Here is a 17262-nt window from a genome sequence, read left to right on the forward strand (position 1 = left end):
CCGGGGTGTCATGAGACGCCGTATCGCGCCCCGATCCCGTCGATCACGAGGGCGAGTCCCTCCTCGAAGTGCCCGTCGAAGTCCTCGAAGATCTCCGCGCCCGCCTGGGCCGACAAGGGAAAGTCGGCCATCAGGCGGGCGCGTTCGTGCAGGTCGTAACGGCCCTGCCGGAGCAGGTGCGCGCGGTCAGCGGGACACAGCAGGCGACGTACGGAAAGGGCCTGTTCCTGGTGCGCCCGGACGGCTATGTGGGCTGGGCGGGCGAAACGGGCGACGCACTGGGGCGGTACCTGGAGCGCGCCGGGGTCTGATCACGCACTCGCGAGGGACAACTTCACCGCGAAGCCGAGGAACAGCGCGCCCGCCGCCGAGGTCACCCCCGCCGACAGACGCCTCCGGCGGCGGAAGGCGTCGGCCAGCCTGGTGCCGCCGAATATCAGCGCGCTGAGGTACAGCACGCTGGCGAGCTGGGCGAGAGCGCCGAGGACGACGAAGGACAGGGCGGGATAGGCGTATGCGGGGTCGACGAACTGCACGAAGAAGGCGACGAAGAAAAGGATCGCCTTGGGGTTCAGCAGACTGACCACGAAGGCACGGCGGAAGGGCCGCTCCCCGGCGGGCGCGGAGGCCTCCGCACCGGCGGACCGCTCCGCACGCGTCCGCCACATGCCCCACGCGGCCCGCAGCATGCCCACGGCCAGCCATGCCAGATAGCCGGCCCCCACGTACTTCACGATTCCGAACAGCACGGCGTTTGCCTGCAACAGGGACGCGACCCCCGCCGCCGACAGCGTCATCAGCACGGTGTCCCCGCACCACACCCCGGCCGCGGCGGTGTACCCGGCACGCACACCGCGCCTGGCGGCGACGGACAGGACGTACAGGGAGTTGGGACCGGGCAACAGGACGATCAGGACGAGGCCCGCCAGGTAGGTGGGCAGATCGATGACACCGAACATGAAAGGGAGTGTCGCACGGGGGCGGCAGGAGGATCAGAGGGCGTCGCTCGGGACGTACGTCCCCCACACCTCACGCAGGGCGTTGCACACCTCGCCCACCGTCGCCCGGGCCTTCAGGGCGTCCTTCATCGGGTACAGGACGTTGTCCTCGCCCTCGGCGGCCTTCTTCAGGGCGGCCAGGGCCGCGTCGACCGCCGGCTGGTCGCGCTCCGCGCGGAGCCTGGCCAGGCGCTCCGCCTGCTGGGCCTCGAGGGCGGGGTCGACACGCAGGGGCTCGTACGGCTCCTCCTCGTCGAGCTGGAAGCGGTTGACGCCGACCACGACCCGCTCGCCCGAGTCGGTCTGCTGCGCGATGCGGTAGGCGCTGCGCTCGATCTCGTCCTTCTGGAAGCCGCGCTCGATCGCCTCGACCGCGCCGCCCAGCTCCTCCACCCGGGCCATCAGCTCGACGGCCGCGGCCTCGACGTCGTCCGTCATCCTCTCGACGACGTAGGAGCCCGCGAACGGGTCGACGGTCGCCGTCACGTCCGTCTCGTGGGCGAGGACCTGCTGGGTGCGCAGGGCCAGGCGCGCGGACTTGTCCGTGGGCAGCGCGATCGCCTCGTCGAAGGAGTTGGTGTGCAGCGACTGGGTGCCGCCCAGCACCGCCGCCAGGGCCTGGACCGAGACGCGGACCAGGTTCACCTCCGGCTGCTGGGCCGTCAGCTGCACGCCCGCCGTCTGCGTGTGGAAGCGCAGCATCAGCGACTTGGGGTTCTCCGCGCCGAACTCCTCCTTCATCACCCGCGCCCAGATCCGGCGCGCGGCACGGAACTTGGCGACCTCCTCCAGGAGCGTCGTACGGGCGACGAAGAAGAAGGACAGGCGGGGCGCGAAGTCGTCGACGTCCATGCCGGCCGCGACCGCCGTGCGGACGTACTCGATGGCGTTGGCGAGGGTGAAGGCGATCTCCTGCACCGGGCTCGCGCCCGCCTCGGCCATGTGGTAGCCGGAGATCGAGATCGTGTTCCACTTCGGGATCTCGGCCTGGCAGTACTTGAAGATGTCGGCGATCAGGCGCAGCGAGGGCTTCGGCGGGAAGATGTACGTCCCGCGCGCGATGTACTCCTTCAGCACGTCGTTCTGGACCGTGCCGGTGAGCCGGCCGGCGTCGACGCCCTGTTCCTCCGCGACCAGCTGGTAGAGGAGCAGCAGCAGGGCCGCCGGGGCGTTGATCGTCATCGACGTCGAGACCTGGTCCAGCGGGATGCCGCCGAACAGCACCCGCATGTCGTCGATCGAGTCGACGGCGACGCCCACCCGGCCGACCTCGCCGTGCGCGAGCGGGGCGTCGGAGTCGTGGCCCATCTGGGTGGGCAGGTCGAAGGCGACCGACAGGCCCGTCGTGCCGTGGGCGATCAGCTGCCGGTAGCGGGCGTTGGACTCGGCGGCCGTGCCGAAGCCCGCGTACTGGCGCATCGTCCAGGGCCGGCCGGTGTACATGGTCGGGTACACGCCACGGGTGAAGGGGTACGCCCCCGGCTCCCCCAGCTGCTGCGCCGGGTCCCAGTCCCGCAGGTCGTCCGGCCCGTAGACCGGTTCGATGGGCAGCCCGGACTCCGACTCGCGCGCCATGGTCTGATGCCTCCCGCAGGACGGACGGTAGTGACCTCGCTCACCACCATGCCCCGTGGTTCGCGACCGGTCACCCCCGGGGAACATCTCAGGTGACATCCGGGCACACCGGTGAGACGACGGAGGGCCGCGTGCGTACCACGGGCATGGGGAGAGCAGCGATCGCAGTGGCAGTCGCCGGGGCGGCCGTGCTGGCCGGCTGTACCGTGCAGGCCCCCGACGGCGGCGGGAAGAGCCGCTCACCGGTGCACATCGAGTTACCCGGCGACACCCCGTCCCCGGCCCGGACTCCCGACGACGGCGGCGGGCCGAGCACCGCTCCCGCCCCGCCCGGCGACGACAAGCCCAGCGCCGCCCCGGTCCCGGCCCGCGTGCTGTGGTCCCGCGGCGACACCGGCCGGGACGTCCGCGAGCTCCAGGCCCGGCTGCGGCAGGTCGCCTGGCTCTTCGACGGGCCGACCGGGACGTACGACGAGTCGACGGAGCGTGCGGTCGGCGGCTTCCAGGGCAAGCGCGGGCTGCCGCGCACCGGGAAGACCGACAGCGTCACGTGGCAGCGGCTGCTGCGGATGACCCGCGAGCCGGGCACCTGGGACCTGTACCTGATGGGCGGCCAGCCGGCCGATCCACCGGATCCGCGCTGCAGGACCGGACGGGTGATGTGCATCGACAAGACCAGCAGGACGCTGCGCTGGATGATCGACGGCCGGACCGTGTCGACGATGGCGGTCCGCTTCGGCTCACGCGGCACACCGACACGAGAGGGTGTGTTCTCCGTCTACTGGAAGTCCCGCGACCACGTGTCGACGCTCTACGACTCGCCCATGCCCTACGCGATGTTCTTCAGCGGCGGCCAGGCCGTGCACTACTCCCCCGACTTCGCGGCCCGGGGCTACGCGGGCGCCTCGCACGGCTGCGTCAACGTACGGGACGAGGGGGCGATCGCGGAGCTCTACGCGCAGGTCCGCGACGGCGACAAAGTCGTCGTGTCCTGGTGAGGACGCGGAAGGGGGATTGGGGCGCGGGCGGGACCGGGGGAACGTGTCCCGCCCGCGCTCAGGTGCACGAGCCGTAGGTACGGGGGGAACCCCGGCTCCGTGCGACGGCCGATGACCAGTCGGCTCACTCATTACTGCGCCGGGGCGGCCGAAAACGTCACACCCTCGGCGAGGAGATTTTCACGGAGTACGAAACCGCAGGTCGCAGGGGTGCGAGAGACCGTGCGGACCGACCGCGGTACGCGGCGCCGGTGTCGCTGTCCTGCCGCTCGGCGAGCTTCCCGGCCTGCTCCCCGGCATTCCGCCCGGCCTTCTCCCGGTCCTTGTTCCGGTCCTTGTTCCGGTCCTTCTTCCGGCCCTTGTTCCGGTCTTGGTCCTGCTTGCGGTCGTGCTTGCCGGACCTGTCGTCGTGGTCGCGCCGGTCCCTGTCCTCGTCGTGCCGTTCTCCCGCGCGGCCGCCGGACCCGGACAGGACGCCCTTGCAGTACTTCCAGACCCGGGAGCCGCCCGCCGCGTCGCGCAGGGCGCGCCTGCGGTCGGCGTCCAGCCGCTTGCCGTCGCGGAGGTCGCGGCAGGCGGAAGCGATCTCCCTGCGGCTGTCACCGCCGCTGTCACCGCGGCTGTCGCCGTGGCTGTCTTCCCGCTCACCCCGGTCACCGGAGTCGGGCTTGCGGGACGGGTCGTCGCCTGCCACGTCCCGTCCGGAATCGCCGCCGCCCGGCTTGCCTTCGGGCGTCGACCCGCCCTGCACGGCGTCGCTCGGCGAGGGCGACACCAGCGGGCGCTCGGGCGGAGTGACAGCGGCCGAGACGGAGGAACCGGGCTGGGGCTCGTCGTTGCCGAACGGTGCGTTCAGGGCTCCGGTTCCGGCCGCGAGGGCGGCACCGCCGGCCATGCCGACAGCCAGCACGGCGGCCAGCGCGAGGCGGGCGGGACGGGCACGGCGAGGCCGCCGGACACCGCCGGAGCCGCTGCCGCGCGGGGTTCCGATCCGGACCAGCCCGGCGTCGGCGACCTCCGCAGGGGCCCGTCCGCCGTCGGCCGCGGGCGCTGCCGCGCTGTCGGCGCGTTCCGCGCGTGCCTTGCGGAAGGCGGCCATCGCCGCGGCCTCACCGGGGAGTTCACCGCTGGTCGGCGGGGGTGCGGCGGCGAGCGCGCGGAGCGCTGCGGCGAGTCGTTCGGCCTCGCCCCGGGCGGCGCCGTCGACAGCTTCCGGTGGCTCTCCGCTCAGCAAACGCTCCGCCGTTTCGCGGTCCAGCCACCTGTGCTGCTCGTCGGCCATCACACATCCTTCTGCGTCCGTGCGACGCTTTGCGTCACACGTGCGGACGCCATGGCACCACCGCGCGGTTCTCGCTGGGGCGGCAGCGCGTCGAGCACACCGGCCGATTCCGGATCGGCCTCCGGATCGTCGCCGAGCAGTTCGGCGAGCCGCTTCAGACCCCGGTGGGCCGCCGTGCGGACGGCGCCCGGACGCTTGCCGAGGGTCTCGGCGGCGGTCTTCGCGTCGAGCCCCACCACCACACGCAGCACGACCGCCTCGGCCTGGTCCTGCGGCAGCCGGGAAATCAGGGAGAACGTGCCGTCGGTGGCGAGCGCCTCGATGGCCTCGTCGGCGGTGTCGGACTCGGCGGCCCGGCCGGTCAGTTCCGTCTCGTCGCCGCCGATCGCGGGCCGGCGCCCGCGCATGCGTATGTGGTCCAGCGCGCGGTTGCGGGCGATACGGGCGGCCCAGCCGCGGAAGCGGTCCGCGTCGCCGGTGAACCGCTCGATGTCCCGGGCTATCTGCAACCAGGCCTCGGACGTCACGTCCTCGGCGTCGGGATCGCCGACCAGCGTCCGTACGTACCCGAGCAACCGCGGGTGCACGGCACGGTACACAGTCCGGAACGCGGTCTCGTCTCCGTCCTGTGCCGCACGCACCGCGGCGGTCAGCTCCGCGTCGTCCCCCAGCACCGCGCGCCCTTCTGCGCCTAAGCCGGCGCCGCTTTCGCGGACCGGGTTCTCGCCGTCGTGGTTCCTCAATTGATGGTCGCGGTGTGGTCACCGCGGGTGGTTGCGGTGTGATCACCGCAGGTGGTTGCGGTGGTCTTCGTGCCTCCGCGTTGGCGCGAAAGGCACGTTACGACCTGAAACCACTCCCCGTCCATGTCCGTCCAGGATGCAACTAAGCCGTGACACGCTGGGGTGTGACAGAAAACGCACCCCCGGCGCTGTAGGTAGTACGGGCCGCCGCGCGGCCCGTGCCGCGCGACGGCCGGGGCCTCTCCTGTGGGGGGTGGCGGCCCCGGCCGTTGCCATGGCGGACCCGACCGGCGACCTGGTGACGCGGTCGGGCATCTGAGCGATACGGCACGGCACCCTGACGGTGCGGCCGGGCGTGGACGCACGGCTCTCCGGCTCCCGTCGCCGAGTTCTGTTAATTCTGCTACGGACGGCGGTCGTTGGGCTGGGCGGGCTTGCCCTGGGTCCCGGACGAGGTGCCGTCGGCGGCGCCGTCCCCGCCGCTGCGGGCGGCCCCCGACCCGTTCTCCGCGTTGCCCGCGCCGCTGTCCCGGTTGCCCGCGCCGGTGTCTCCCTTGCCCGTGCCGGCGTCCGCGTTGCCCGAGCCGTTGCCGGCTCCGGTGGAACCGGGGGCACCCGCGCTCTTCTCCGGCCGGGCGGTGCTGCCGGGCTTCGCCCCGGCCGGGGCGAGTTGTTCCGCGCAGAACGCCGTGACGTTCCTCTCACCGCCCGCGGCCCGGACGAGGCGCTTCCAGGCCGTCGCGTCCATGGCCTTGCCCCGGCCGTCGACCTGCTCGTAGGCGCGGCAGTGGGCCTCGGTGTCGCGTGAGGGGGCGGGGCGGTCCGGGCGCGCGGGCGCGGAGCCGGGCGGGGTGCCGGCGGGCTCGCCCGCCGGGGCGCCGGGGACACTGGTGGAGGCGGAGGGACGACCGCCGTCGTCGGCGCCGTCCGTGGATCCCACCGAGCCGATCGCCGCGACCGCGACCCCGCCCAGCGTGAGACTGGCGAGCAGCACGGAGAGCGTGGCCTTCAGCGAGCGGCCCGGATGCCACCGCTCCCGGGGCCGCCAGTCGTCGCGGCGGCGGGTGCGGGCCCCGTGCGCGCCGGCGTCCCGGGCGGCCACGAACGCGGCCACCGCCCGCTGCTCCGCCTCGGCGTCGATCCGGTCCCGGACGAGGGCGGCCACGAGCAGCGCTTCCAGCTCGGCGTCGTCGAAGACGGGCCGGGTGCCGAGGCCGGCCGTCCCGCGCCGGCCGGGCAGCCGGCCGTCGGTGTGCCGCCCCGCCCGGTGGTCGTGGGCGGAACCCTCAGGGTGTACACGCCGACGGCCCGGAACCCCGCCGCTCTGCTGTTCACCCATGTCCTGTTCCGTCCCTGCTCGATCCACGCGTCCTGCGGCGCCCGCCGGGTCCGTGCGACCCGGCCGGCCCGGCCTGCCGTCCCGGCACTCCTGGGCCGATCCATACGTTGTGCTCGTCCGCCCTGTTCAGGGCACCGGACCCGGCGACTCCGCCCGGCCCGCCGGCATCGTTCATTTCGACTCCCCCAGCGTCCGGGGAGCCTCATCCGTCACACCTTCGACGCCCAGCCGGGTGGCCAGGCGTTTCAAACCCCGGTACGCGGCCGTCCGTACCGCACCCGGCCGCTTGCCCAGGACCCGGGCGGCGGCCGGCCCGTCCAGCCCCACCACGACACGCAGCAGCACGGCCTCGGCCTGGTCCTGCGGCAGGCCCCCGACCAGCCGCAGCGCCTGCTCGGTGGACATGGCCTCCAGCGCCTGGTCGTGGGTGCTGTGCGGCCCTGGCAGTTCCAGGACGTCCTGCTCCAGCGCGGACGACCTCGGCCGTACGCGCTGGCGGCGCAGATGGTCCAGCGCCCGGTGCCGGGCGATGGTCGCCGTCCAGCCGCGGAAGCCGGCCCCGTCGCCCTTGAACCGCCCCAGGTCCCGGGCGATCTCCAGCCAGGCGTCGGAGGCCACGTCCTCCGCGTCGTCCCCGACCAGTCCACGCAGATAGCCGAGCAGTCCGGGCTGCACGATCCGGTAGGCGACCGCGAAGGCCGCCTCGTCACCGTCCTGGGCCCGCTCGACGGCCTCGCCCAGTTCCCCGTCGCGTGCCTGCGTGCGCCGGGGTTCCTCTCGCTGGCCCAAGAACCGTCCTCGTCCGTACCGGATTGCCCTCCACGATCATCAGCGCCGCGCCCCGGAGAAATGTCACAGCAAGCGGAAGGCCCCCGCCCGGTACGGGCCGCGACACCGCCACAACCGGGTGACGTTTGGCCATGGATGTGCGCTGGGTGAGTGGCACCTGTGTGACGACGGGTGCGAATGTGACCAGTTCTAGGGGTGGGGTAGTTGAGTCGTCGCAGCATGCGCGCGTACAAGCCGCTGAGCCTGAAGAGACGGGCGTGGCTGACCATCGGCGCCGTCGTCCTGAGCGGAGCAGGGGTCGTCACGTACGCGGTGGCCGACCCGCCCGGCGGTTCCGGCGGCGCGTCCCAGAGCCGCAAGCCGGCCGTCCACACCGTGCGGCTCCAGGACAAGGGCTCCGGGCGCAAGGGCCTGGCCAAGAAGGACACGGACCGGTTCAGCGCGGTGCTGGTGACCTGGAACGACCCGGACGCCCGGGTCCGGGGCACCGCCGAGGTGCGGACCCGGGATCTGGAGAGCCGGCGCTGGTCCGGCTGGCAGAAGCTGTCCGCCGACCCGGCCCAGGCCGACGGCGCGGAGGGCGAGCGGGCCGCGCTGCGCGGCGGTACCGAGTCCCTCTGGACGGGTGACGCGGACGGCGTCGAGGTGCGCGTCGTGAACGCGGACGGTACCGAGGCGGGGGGCCAGCCCGCCGGCATGGACGTGAAGCTCCTCGACCCGGGCACCGACCCGAAGGGCGCCATCCGGCCCGCGGCCTACGCCGAGGAGACCCCCGCCCCGACGACGACGGAGCCGACGGCCCCCGCCGAGACCCCGACCGCCCCCGCTGAGACCCCGACGGCTCCCACCGAGGCCCCGACCCAAACGGCCACCCCGACCCAAACGGCCACCCCGACCGAGACGGCCACGCCGACCGGCACCCCCACCGACCCGGCGTCGCCGAGCACGTCCGCGTCTCCGACAGCCTCCCCCTCCCCGACCCCCACGGTCCCCGCACCCCGCCCCTCCACGGTCGTCGAGCCGCCGGTCATCACGCAGGCCGAGTGGGGCGCCTCCACGGACTACGACGGCACACCTGCCTACGGCACCGAGATCAAGGCCGCCGTCGTCCACCACACCGGCATGGACAGCGACAACCCCGTGTCCTGCGCGCAGTCCCGGGCCCGGATGCGCTCCATCCAGCAGGAGCACTTCGCCCGCGGCTACTACGACATCGGCTACAACTTCGTCGTCGACAAGTGCGGCCAGATCTTCGAGGGCCGCAGCGGCGGCATGGACCTGCCGGTCACCGGCGCCCACGACGTCGGCTTCAACACCGACACCGTCGGCATCTCGTACATCGGCAACTTCGAGAAGGCCCGGCCGAGCCGCGCCGCGCTCGACGCCATCTCCCGGCTCGTGGCCTGGAAGTTCGGCATGTACGGCATCGACCCGACGGGCAAGGTGACGCTCACCTCCGGCAGCGCGGCCGGCCAGGACGGCAACAAGGTCGCCAAGGGCACCTCGATCACCCTGCCCCGGGTCTTCGGCCACCGGGACACCAACGCCACCGCCTGCCCCGGCGCCAACCTCTACTCCCAGCTCTCCCGGATCGCCCAGGTCGCCAAGACCCCGGGCATCTCGCACGCCCTCGCCACCTCCGACCACAACCGGGACGGCGTCAGCGACCTGGTCGCGGGCACGCCCAAGGCACTGAGCGGCGGCGGCACCGTCACCGTCGTCCCGGGCGGCATCGACGGTCCGGTCACCGCCGCCAAGGTGACGCTCTCCCAGAGCAGCCCGGGCGTGCCCGGCTCCCACGAGTCCGGTGACGGCTTCGGCACGTCCGCCGCGTGGGGCGACGTCAACGGCGACGGCTACGCCGACCTCGCGATCGGCGCACCCGGCGAGGACGACACCAGCGGCCACGCCGACCGCGGCGCGGTCACGGTGATGTACGGACCCGCCCTCGACACCGGTCTCTCGTACACCACGTCAGGAGTCACCTCGACGGGCGCCGGGCTCGGCTCCACGGTCGCCGTCGGCGACTTCAACGGCGACGGCAAGGCGGACGTCTTCTCCGCCGGCACCGGCAAGGGCGGCAACTGGAACGCCCGGCTGACCGGCGGCGCCACCAAGTACGGCACGCTCACCACCGCCACCGGCGCCGTCTCCTACCTCGACGCCGCGACCGGCGACTTCAACCGGGACGGCTACGCGGACATCGCCCTCAACTACCGCGACACCGGCGGCATCGGCCGGGTCGTCCGCTTCGCGGGCTCCGCGACCGGTCTGGCCAAGGTGGGCGTCATCTCCGTCAAGGGCGGCCGCTCCCTCGCCGCCGGTGACGTCAACGGCAACGGCTACGACGACATCGTCATCGGACAGCCGGTCACGTCCGAGTCCGGCGGCAAGTCCGGCGGCCAGATCACCATGGTCCCGGGCACGGCCACGGGCTTCACGACCACCGGCATGACCGTGATCCACCAGGACACGGCCTACGTGCCGGGCGGCAACGAGTCCGGTGACGCCCTGGGCACCTCCGTCTCGGCCGGCGACTACAACGCCGACGGTTACGCGGACGTGCTCGCGGGCGCCCCGGGCGAGGACCTGACCCGGGACGGCGTCAACCGCGCCGACGCGGGCGACGCGATCCTCGTCAAGGGCACCGCGTCCGGCCTGACCGGCTCCGGCTCGGTGGGGATCTCGCAGGACACCGCCGGCGTCCCGGGCTCCACGGAGAGCGGCGACCGCTTCGGCTCGTCGGTGTCGCTGACGGACCTGTCCGGCTACGGCCGGGCGGACCTCACGTTCGGCGCCGACGGCGAGGACGGGGGCGACGGCGTCCTGCTGCACCTGCCGAGCAACAGCACCGGCCTCGGTTACGCCGATTCCGTCGTCTTCGGCAAGACCACGCTGGGCACCCCGACGGACGCACGCCTGGGCCAGACGCTGACGCCGTGACGACTCGACCGGTCCTCGGCCGTTCGCCGGATTTCTCCGGCAGACCGAACGGACGGGCGGGCGAGGGGGAAAGGCTCCCTCATCGCCCGCCCAGAGGACCGGAATCGAGCCGCGAATGACACGCCTTCTGCTGCACACCGCCGTCGCCACCGCCCTGGCCGCCGGCACGCTCGGCCTGACCCAGCCCACCCGGACCTCCTCCGACACCGCCTCCTCCTCGGACGGTGTGCACACCGTCCGAGTGCCGGACGGCGACCCGCACGAGCGGTCCCTCGCCCCGCGCACCACCGAGCCGTTCAGCATGATCGGTGTCACCTGGGACGACCCGGAAGCGGCCCTGGACGGCACCGCCCAGGTGCGCACCCGCTCCCGGGAGAGCGGCGAGTGGAGCGCGTGGCGCGCGCTCGACACCGACGTCCGGACGCCCGAGACCGGCCCCGACCGCGACCGTGCCGGGGTCCGCGGCGGCACCCAGCCGCTGTGGACCGGGCCGTCGGACGGCGTCCAGGTGCGGGTGTCGGGCGGGCGGCTGCCCGAGGGGCTGCGGGTCGAACTGGTCGACCCGGACGGCGGGTCGGACGCCGTGCACAGCACGGTCGTCGAACCGGACGCGGCCGGACCGGCGGCGGGCGCGCCCGCCGCCGAGCGTCCCGCCGTGACGTCACGCGCCGACTGGGGCGCCGACGAATCCCTGGTGAAGGACCCGCCCACCTACACCACCGACACGCAGGCGCTGTTCGTCCACCACACGGCGGGCACCAACGACTACACGTGCGCCGAGTCGGCGTCGGTCGTGCGCGGCGTGTTCCTCTACCACGTGCGCAGCAACGGCTGGAACGACATCGGCTACCACTTCCTCGTCGACAAGTGCGGCACGGTCTTCGAGGGCCGTGCGGGCGGCATCGACAAGCCCGTCCTCGGCGCCCACACCTACGGCTTCAACACCGCCACCAGCAGCGTCTCGGTGCTCGGCGACTACGGCAAGACGACCGCGAACCCCGCAGTGCGCGAGTCGGTCGCCAAGGTCGCGGCCTGGAAGCTCGGCCTGTACGGCATCGACCCGACCGGCACGGTGGTGCTGACCGCCGGTGCCGACAACGGCAAGTACAAGGCGGGCCAGAAGGCCACGCTGCACCGCATCTCCGGCCACCGCGACGGCTACCCGACCGAGTGCCCCGGCCAGCACCTCTACGATGACCTGCCCGAGATCCGCACGCTCGCCGGGAAGGCCGCCAAGCCCGACGAGCCGTCCCCGGAGCCGACCGGTCCGGTCATCGAGGACGACGTCACGGTGGCGCTCGCGCGCTGACGCTACCTCCGGGGCGCGGCGGCCGTCGCGTCCCGGCACAGCAGCCGCAGCGAGCCGTGCCCGGCGTAGCAGCGGCGGGCCTCGTCGATCGGGTCCCAGAGGCGTCCGTCGGGGGTGCGGATCCAGTGGTCGCCGCCCGTCGCCCACCACTCGGCGCCGGTCTGGCGCGCCATCACCTCACCGGCGTAGGCGCCGAATCCGCGCAGCACCTCCCGCACGGCGGCGTACGGGGCTCCTTCCCGCCGTATCCCCTCGATCATCCGGTCGATGCTCCACAGGCTCTGGGCCGAGTAGTCGAGGTGCAGCCGTGCCCCTTCGCGCATCGTCGCCACCGTGTCCGCCGCCCACCGCAGCGGCTTCGCCGCGGCCGAAGGCCTGGTTTCCGCTTGAGTCGTCACACCCGTGAAAGCGCTGCGGCGTGACGTTTCGTCACACGAAATCGGCGACTTCCCGGAAGTCGCGCAGGACCGCCCCACCTCGGCCCTACGACGGTCACAGGACCCTTCCAGGAACGGGGGTTTAGGCCGGTCGGGGGCCCGGCGGCCCGTTCCTCAGCCGCGTTGCCGGCTCCGGCGCGAGACGACCGCGCGCAGCACCCGGCGCCCCTCGGTCGACACCTCCAGCGCCCGCCGCAGCCCGGCCGGGCCGTGACCGGCCAGGACCTCCAGGACGGTGATCTGGCGGCGCAGTTCCGCGGCGACGAGCGGTGACATGCCCTCCGTACGGCCCTCGCGGCGCACGGCGACCGACGAGGCGTCGTCGGCGGCGGTGTCGAGGAGGCGGTGGATCTGGAGGGCGGCGACGGAGCAGGCGTCGGCCCACACCCGCACCTCGGCGGGGGACCGCTCCGCGGGAGCGGCCTCCAGCATCCGGTGGGCGAGCACGGCCGCCTCGTCCCCGGTGCCGGCGGCGTCCAGCTTCTTGCGCGCCTGCTCCAGCCCCTCACCCCAGTCGCCGCTGCCGGCGCCGTCGCTGAGGCTCGCCCACAGCGGCCGCAGGGTCTCGTCGTCGCCGCCCAGCAGGGGCACGCACCGATCCAGACAAGCCAGCCCGCTCGCGGCCAGCCCGCGTTCGTCGGCCTGTGCGATCAACTCCACCAGGCTCATCCACGCCTCCCTCCGCGGGCCTTGCAGGGCCCTACCAGGCCGCTTCCAGCCCTCACCCCTCACGGAACCCGCACTTCCCCTTACTGCGCGCAACGGCCCCGGAACGTCACAGGGGCACGACGCCCAGTCGGTCGAGGAAGCGGAAGAGGAGGTTTTCGGCCAGAGGTTCGGGGTCTGACGTGAGTACGTCCACAAGGGCGTCCGCGTTCACTTCGTGCCCGGCCTCGGCGGCCCAGCGGGCGGCGTGCTCGGCGGCGTCGCGGGGTTCCAGGAAGTAGTCCTCCAGGGTGAGGCCCTCCCGGCCGGCCCCCAGATACCCGGCCATGGCGGCCCGGGCGAGGCAGGTCGTCCACGTACCGCTCTCCGGCGCGGCGGCCTCCAGCACCACGCACTCGCTGTTCATGACGTACCCGAACAGCGCGGGCGCCCCGGTCTCCCGGGCGAGGGCGTTCATGTTCCCCACGTCGCCGTCGCTGCTCGGGTACTCCCAGACCTGCCATCCGCCCGGCGCGGAGGTGCGCCGCACCATCCCGTCCGCCGCCCCCGCCAGCGCGTCCAGTTCCGCCAGCGGCCGCTCCCCACGGCCCACGACGAAGTACCCCCAGTACCCCATGCTCCGGTTCCCCCCGGCATATTCGATTCGGCTCGCGTCAGAAGACCACCACACCCGTACGGCAGTTCGCAGCCGTACGGGTGAATTCGTGTGCGGTCAGCCGAGCCTGTCCGCAAGCGCCCGGAATTCCGCCCAGGACAGCTCGGGCCGGCCCGGGTCCCACAGCTTCTGGACGGTCGCCCGCAGCGGCATCCGGATCCCGGCCGCCACCTGGTCCTGCGTCTGCGCGTCCGGGATGTCGCCCCAGACGGCGAAGACCCCGCCGAGGATCTGTCCGTCGTAGCGCTCCGGCACGGCCTGCGTGCCGCGCAGCACCCGCGGCGTCCACTGCTCGTAGATCCGCTGCCCCGTCGGGTAGACGAAGGTCTGCGGCTGGCCGAGCACGTAGTACAGGAACTCGTCGTTGTAGTTGATCACCTTCCGGCCCTCGCCCAGGTACACCGCCGGCGGCCGGGCCCCGATCTCCTTGCCGGTCCAGTAGCCGACCTGGATGTCCTTGTCGGCGTCGACGGAGGTGTCCGCGAAGAAGCCGTCGTTCCAGGCGCGCGGGACGCGCTGGTGCTTGCGGACGGTGGCGGCCCGGTCGTTGAGCCAGCCGGTGGTGAGGTCGGCGACCGTCGCGCCGGAGCCGTACTTCTCCCGCGCGGCGGCGGCGAGCTGCGGGAACGACGCCTCGGGGTCGGAGCGCACCAGCGCCTGGTACTCGTCGCCGCCGAGGTGCCACGGCCCGCCCGGGAACAGCTCCGCGTACTCGTTCAGCAGGTCGTCGACGATCTGGGCGCTCTCGCTCTTGGAGATGTCGATGGCCCCCTGCACCGCCGACCCCTGCGCGGTGCGCAGCTGCAGGTCGGGGTGGGTGTCGAGGACCGCGCCGAGGTGCCCGGGCGAGTCGATCTCGGGCACGACGGTGATGTGCCGGCTCTTCGCGAGGTTGACGATCTCGCGCACCTGCGCCTTGGTCAGGTGCTGCTGGGACACGATCTCCGGATGCGAGTCGGACTCGATCCGGAACCCCTGGTCGTCGGAGAAGTGCAGCCCGAGCTGGTTGAACTTCAGATCGCCCAGTTCGCGGATCCGGTCCTCGATCCAGTCCGCCGTGTAGTTCTTGCGGGCGATGTCCAGCATGAACCCGCGCTCCGGCTTGGCCGGCTCGTCCCGCACCACGCCCTCGGGCGCGGTACCGCCGTCGTGCACCTCCTGCTTGAGGGTCCGGGTGCCGTAGAAGACGCCCGCGTCGGCGGGCCCGCCGATCTCCACCCGCCCGTCGCGCACGGTCATGACGTACGACTCCGGGTTCGCGCCCTTGTCCTCGTTCAGCGTCAGCCGCAGGTCCCCGGCGCGCCGGTCGTCCTTCTCGCCCTCGTACTTCATGCCGAGCTCACCGGCGATCAGCCGGCCCTCGTCGGCCAGCGCCGGGTCGTCCACGACGACGCGGTTCCCGCTCGCGGGCCGCCAGCCCGGGCCGCGCGCCGCGGTGTGCTCACGCACGGCCGGGATCGTCCGCGGCGCCTTGGACAGGGCGTAGGAGCGGCTCGGACTCGGGGCGTTCTCCGGTGAGGTGCCCTGCGGGGCGGCCGCGGACCGGCCTTGGGAGGATCTGGCCTCCGGCCCGGTGGTCCCGCCGTCGCCGCCCGAGGCCGCCCAGAGCCCCAGACTCACCCCGGCCGCGATCACGACCAGGGCGACGGCCATGGCCAGGATCACCACCTGCCGCTGCTTGCCCTGCTTCATCTGCTTCGTCTGCTTCGCCGAGCCTCGGCGCCTGTGCTGACTCACATCGCCAACCTAAGACCCCCTGCCACGTCACGCCCGTCCACCACGCGTTCGGAATCTCTCTCTCCCGGGTGAAATTCGGGCATCCGTCGGACACGTCATGGTCGTACTCGATAGCGTGACGTCACATCTCTCACAACATGCCCTGCCGACACACGTGACGCCCACGAGGACCCACGCTGCCTGCGCACCGTCTCCCAGACCTCCCCGGCCGACTCGCCATACCGGTGGAGCACTTCAACGCGGCCTCGGCCGAGGCTCTGGAGCAGACGCTCCTCTCCTGCCTGCGCAGCCCCCGCTGGTCCCGGCGCGTCGCGGAACACCGCCCCTATCCGGACCTGGACTCCCTGCTCGCCGCGGCGGACGAGGCGGCCTACGACCTGACCTGGCCCGACCTGACCGAGGCCCTGGCAGCCGAGTCCCTGCCACCCCTCCCGCCCGGCACGTACTCCGCGGCCCACACGGCCCTCAGCGCGGCCCACGCGGCCTACGAGGCCCGTTTCGGACATGTGTTCGTCATCTGCCTGGATGGTGTGGCGCAGACCGAGACCCTGGACCGCCTCCTGGAAGCCATCCGGTCACGATTGACCAACGATCCGGAGGAGGAGCGAGCCGTGACGGCGGACGAACTCCGGCGCCTCGCGAGGGGGCGCCTGCTGACTGCCCTCAGGGGCGCGGGGAACTGCGCGATCAACCACTGACGGCCCGCACCCGGCGGCCCCAGTGGCACCCCACGCCCCCTTGGCCGCGCTAGCCCACCTGTACCTCTTTGCATGCCAGTTTGATCACACCCTGGGACCCCGGCTCAGCCCAGCGGCAGCGCCTCGCTACGATGCTGGGGGCCGGTGGACCGTACCCGGCCGGGCCCGACCGACACACCAAGCCGGCGCGGCCCCAATCCCCGCTCCCGGAGGAAACTTCCGTGCCGGCTGGAACGCTGTACCGCGGCCGGGAAGGAATGTGGTCCTGGGTGGCTCACCGAGTCACCGGCGTCCTCATCTTCTTCTTCCTGTTCGTTCACGTGCTGGACACCGCACTCGTCCGTGTGTCGCCCGAGGCCTACGACACCGTCGTGGCCACGTACAAGACGCCGATCGTCGCGCTGCTGGAGTACGGCCTCGTCGCCGCCATCCTCTTCCACGCGCTCAACGGCCTGCGCGTCATCGCCGTCGACTTCTGGATCAAGGGCGCTCGCTACCAGAAGCAGATGCTCTGGACCGTCGTCGCCCTGTGGGTCGTGCTGATGATCGGGGCGATCTACCCCGTCCTCGGCCACGCCGCTCGTGAACTGTTCGGGAGCTGACGCCAATGTCCACGTCTGAGAAGACCGCCGCCGGCGTCGGCCCCGTCGAGGGTGGCGCCGTCTACACCGTCGACAACCCGGCGCCCTTCATCGAGGCACCGCGCAAGCGCACCAAGAAGACCCCGAAGTCCACCCGCGGCAACTTCGAACTGGCCGCGTGGCTGTTCATGCGCCTGTCGGGCGTGGTGCTGGTCGTGCTGGTCCTCGGCCACCTGCTGATCCAGCTCGTGCTGGACGGCGGTGTCTCCAAGATCGGCTTCGCCTTCGTGGCGGGCCGCTGGGCGAGCCCCTTCTGGCAGGTCTGGGACCTGCTGATGCTGTGGCTCGCGATGCTGCACGGCGCCAACGGCCTGCGCACGGTCATCAACGACTACGCGGAGCGCGCGAACACCCGGCTGTGGCTCAAGGGCCTGCTCTACACCGCCACGGTGTTCACCATCCTGCTGGGCACGCTGGTGATCTTCACCTTCGACCCGAACATCCGCTAGGCA

At 72.6% G+C, this 17262-nt stretch carries 17 protein-coding genes and 1 pseudogene; 7 read left to right on the forward strand and 11 right to left on the reverse strand.

All coding sequences use genetic code 11. From position 1 onward, the window contains the following. Nucleotides 1–8: 8 nt before the first annotated feature. Nucleotides 9–158, reverse strand: a pseudogene (locus ACZ3I3_RS05370) (TetR/AcrR family transcriptional regulator C-terminal domain-containing protein); the annotation flags it as partial. Between the two features lie 18 nt (nt 159–176). On the opposite strand from ACZ3I3_RS05370, the gene ACZ3I3_RS05375 reads away from it, so the two are divergent. After that, on the forward strand, nt 177–311 hold the full coding sequence (locus ACZ3I3_RS05375; protein WP_467363355.1) for an aromatic-ring hydroxylase C-terminal domain-containing protein: 135 nt from the start codon (nt 177–179) through the stop codon (nt 309–311). Here ACZ3I3_RS05375 and leuE read toward each other — a convergent pair whose 3' ends face one another. Together leuE and ACZ3I3_RS05385 are read right to left on the reverse strand one after the other, a co-directional pair. After that, on the reverse strand, nt 312–959 hold the full coding sequence (gene leuE, locus ACZ3I3_RS05380; protein WP_467362765.1) for a leucine efflux protein LeuE: 648 nt from the start codon (nt 957–959) through the stop codon (nt 312–314). A 33-nt stretch (nt 960–992) separates the two neighbouring features. Next, the gene (locus ACZ3I3_RS05385; RefSeq protein ID WP_467362766.1) at nt 993–2573 is read right to left on the reverse strand and encodes an acyl-CoA mutase large subunit family protein; all 1581 of its coding nucleotides are present in this window, start codon (nt 2571–2573) and stop codon (nt 993–995) included. Between the two features lie 146 nt (nt 2574–2719). Between ACZ3I3_RS05385 and ACZ3I3_RS05390 the strand changes: the two genes are divergently transcribed. After that, a complete protein-coding gene (locus ACZ3I3_RS05390; RefSeq protein WP_467363357.1) occupies nt 2720–3571 on the forward strand; it encodes a L,D-transpeptidase family protein in 852 nt (283 codons plus the stop codon). Nucleotides 3572–3728: 157 nt separating this feature from the next. Here ACZ3I3_RS05390 and ACZ3I3_RS05395 read toward each other — a convergent pair whose 3' ends face one another. From ACZ3I3_RS05395 to ACZ3I3_RS05410, 4 genes are all read right to left on the reverse strand, one after another. Then, nucleotides 3729–4853 (reverse strand): hypothetical protein, encoded by a 1125-nt coding sequence (locus ACZ3I3_RS05395; protein WP_467362768.1) that lies wholly within the window; start codon nt 4851–4853, stop codon nt 3729–3731. Beyond that, nucleotides 4853–5527: an RNA polymerase sigma factor gene (locus tag ACZ3I3_RS05400; protein ID WP_436729261.1), complete on the reverse strand. Its 675-nt coding sequence runs from the start codon at nt 5525–5527 to the stop codon at nt 4853–4855. The genes ACZ3I3_RS05395 and ACZ3I3_RS05400 overlap by 1 nt, the downstream gene beginning before the upstream one ends. A gap of 472 nt (nt 5528–5999) precedes the next feature. Then, entirely contained in the window at nt 6000–6935 is a 936-nt protein-coding gene (locus ACZ3I3_RS05405) for a hypothetical protein (RefSeq protein ID WP_467362770.1), read from the reverse strand. A 171-nt stretch (nt 6936–7106) separates the two neighbouring features. Continuing rightward, a complete protein-coding gene (locus tag ACZ3I3_RS05410; protein ID WP_467362772.1) occupies nt 7107–7724 on the reverse strand; it encodes an RNA polymerase sigma factor in 618 nt (205 codons plus the stop codon). A 219-nt stretch (nt 7725–7943) separates the two neighbouring features. On the opposite strand from ACZ3I3_RS05410, the gene ACZ3I3_RS05415 reads away from it, so the two are divergent. Continuing rightward, a complete protein-coding gene (locus ACZ3I3_RS05415) occupies nt 7944–10667 on the forward strand; it encodes an N-acetylmuramoyl-L-alanine amidase (RefSeq protein WP_467363358.1) in 2724 nt (907 codons plus the stop codon). A gap of 115 nt (nt 10668–10782) precedes the next feature. Continuing rightward, nucleotides 10783–11976, forward strand: coding sequence for a peptidoglycan recognition protein family protein (locus ACZ3I3_RS05420; RefSeq protein ID WP_467362774.1), 1194 nt, complete (start codon nt 10783–10785; stop codon nt 11974–11976). Between the two features lie 2 nt (nt 11977–11978). Here the strand turns inward: ACZ3I3_RS05420 and ACZ3I3_RS05425 are convergent, their stop codons facing one another. The 4 genes from ACZ3I3_RS05425 to ACZ3I3_RS05440 form a co-directional block, all read right to left on the reverse strand. Next, on the reverse strand, nt 11979–12374 hold the full coding sequence (locus ACZ3I3_RS05425) for a hypothetical protein (protein WP_391083899.1): 396 nt from the start codon (nt 12372–12374) through the stop codon (nt 11979–11981). Between the two features lie 153 nt (nt 12375–12527). Continuing rightward, nucleotides 12528–13082 (reverse strand): hypothetical protein, encoded by a 555-nt coding sequence (locus ACZ3I3_RS05430; protein ID WP_467362777.1) that lies wholly within the window; start codon nt 13080–13082, stop codon nt 12528–12530. A 106-nt stretch (nt 13083–13188) separates the two neighbouring features. Then, on the reverse strand, nt 13189–13695 hold the full coding sequence (locus ACZ3I3_RS05435) for a hypothetical protein (RefSeq protein ID WP_467362779.1): 507 nt from the start codon (nt 13693–13695) through the stop codon (nt 13189–13191). Nucleotides 13696–13791: 96 nt separating this feature from the next. Then, complete coding sequence (locus ACZ3I3_RS05440) at nt 13792–15426, reverse strand: beta-N-acetylhexosaminidase (protein WP_467363360.1); 1635 nt, start codon at nt 15424–15426, stop codon at nt 13792–13794. A 269-nt stretch (nt 15427–15695) separates the two neighbouring features. On the opposite strand from ACZ3I3_RS05440, the gene ACZ3I3_RS05445 reads away from it, so the two are divergent. From ACZ3I3_RS05445 to ACZ3I3_RS05455, 3 genes are all read left to right on the forward strand, one after another. Then, entirely contained in the window at nt 15696–16169 is a 474-nt protein-coding gene (locus ACZ3I3_RS05445; RefSeq protein WP_467362781.1) for a 2-oxo-4-hydroxy-4-carboxy-5-ureidoimidazoline decarboxylase, read from the forward strand. A gap of 221 nt (nt 16170–16390) precedes the next feature. Beyond that, on the forward strand, nt 16391–16771 hold the full coding sequence (sdhC, locus tag ACZ3I3_RS05450) for a succinate dehydrogenase, cytochrome b556 subunit (protein ID WP_086604085.1): 381 nt from the start codon (nt 16391–16393) through the stop codon (nt 16769–16771). Between the two features lie 5 nt (nt 16772–16776). Continuing rightward, nucleotides 16777–17259 (forward strand): succinate dehydrogenase hydrophobic membrane anchor subunit, encoded by a 483-nt coding sequence (locus ACZ3I3_RS05455; protein WP_020273764.1) that lies wholly within the window; start codon nt 16777–16779, stop codon nt 17257–17259. The last annotated feature ends 3 nt before the right edge of the window (nt 17260–17262 follow it).

Source organism: Streptomyces sp. NPDC016851 (assembly GCF_055562795.1).

Excerpts from the sequence above, each read along its gene's own strand:
- ACZ3I3_RS05385 (WP_467362766.1), bottom strand. The coding sequence starts at position 2,573 with ATGGCGCGCGAGTCGGAGTCCGGGCTGCCCATCGAACCGGTCTACGGG.
- ACZ3I3_RS05415 (WP_467363358.1), top strand. The coding sequence starts at position 7,944 with ATGCGCGCGTACAAGCCGCTGAGCCTGAAGAGACGGGCGTGGCTGACC.
- ACZ3I3_RS05455 (WP_020273764.1), top strand. The coding sequence starts at position 16,777 with ATGTCCACGTCTGAGAAGACCGCCGCCGGCGTCGGCCCCGTCGAGGGT.
- ACZ3I3_RS05435 (WP_467362779.1), bottom strand. The coding sequence starts at position 13,695 with ATGGGGTACTGGGGGTACTTCGTCGTGGGCCGTGGGGAGCGGCCGCTG.
- ACZ3I3_RS05395 (WP_467362768.1), bottom strand. The coding sequence starts at position 4,853 with ATGGCCGACGAGCAGCACAGGTGGCTGGACCGCGAAACGGCGGAGCGT.
- ACZ3I3_RS05405 (WP_467362770.1), bottom strand. The coding sequence starts at position 6,935 with ATGGGTGAACAGCAGAGCGGCGGGGTTCCGGGCCGTCGGCGTGTACAC.
- ACZ3I3_RS05440 (WP_467363360.1), bottom strand. The coding sequence starts at position 15,426 with ATGAAGCAGGGCAAGCAGCGGCAGGTGGTGATCCTGGCCATGGCCGTC.
- ACZ3I3_RS05430 (WP_467362777.1), bottom strand. The coding sequence starts at position 13,082 with ATGAGCCTGGTGGAGTTGATCGCACAGGCCGACGAACGCGGGCTGGCC.
- ACZ3I3_RS05390 (WP_467363357.1), top strand. The coding sequence starts at position 2,720 with ATGGGGAGAGCAGCGATCGCAGTGGCAGTCGCCGGGGCGGCCGTGCTG.
- leuE (WP_467362765.1), bottom strand. The coding sequence starts at position 959 with ATGTTCGGTGTCATCGATCTGCCCACCTACCTGGCGGGCCTCGTCCTG.
- ACZ3I3_RS05420 (WP_467362774.1), top strand. The coding sequence starts at position 10,783 with ATGACACGCCTTCTGCTGCACACCGCCGTCGCCACCGCCCTGGCCGCC.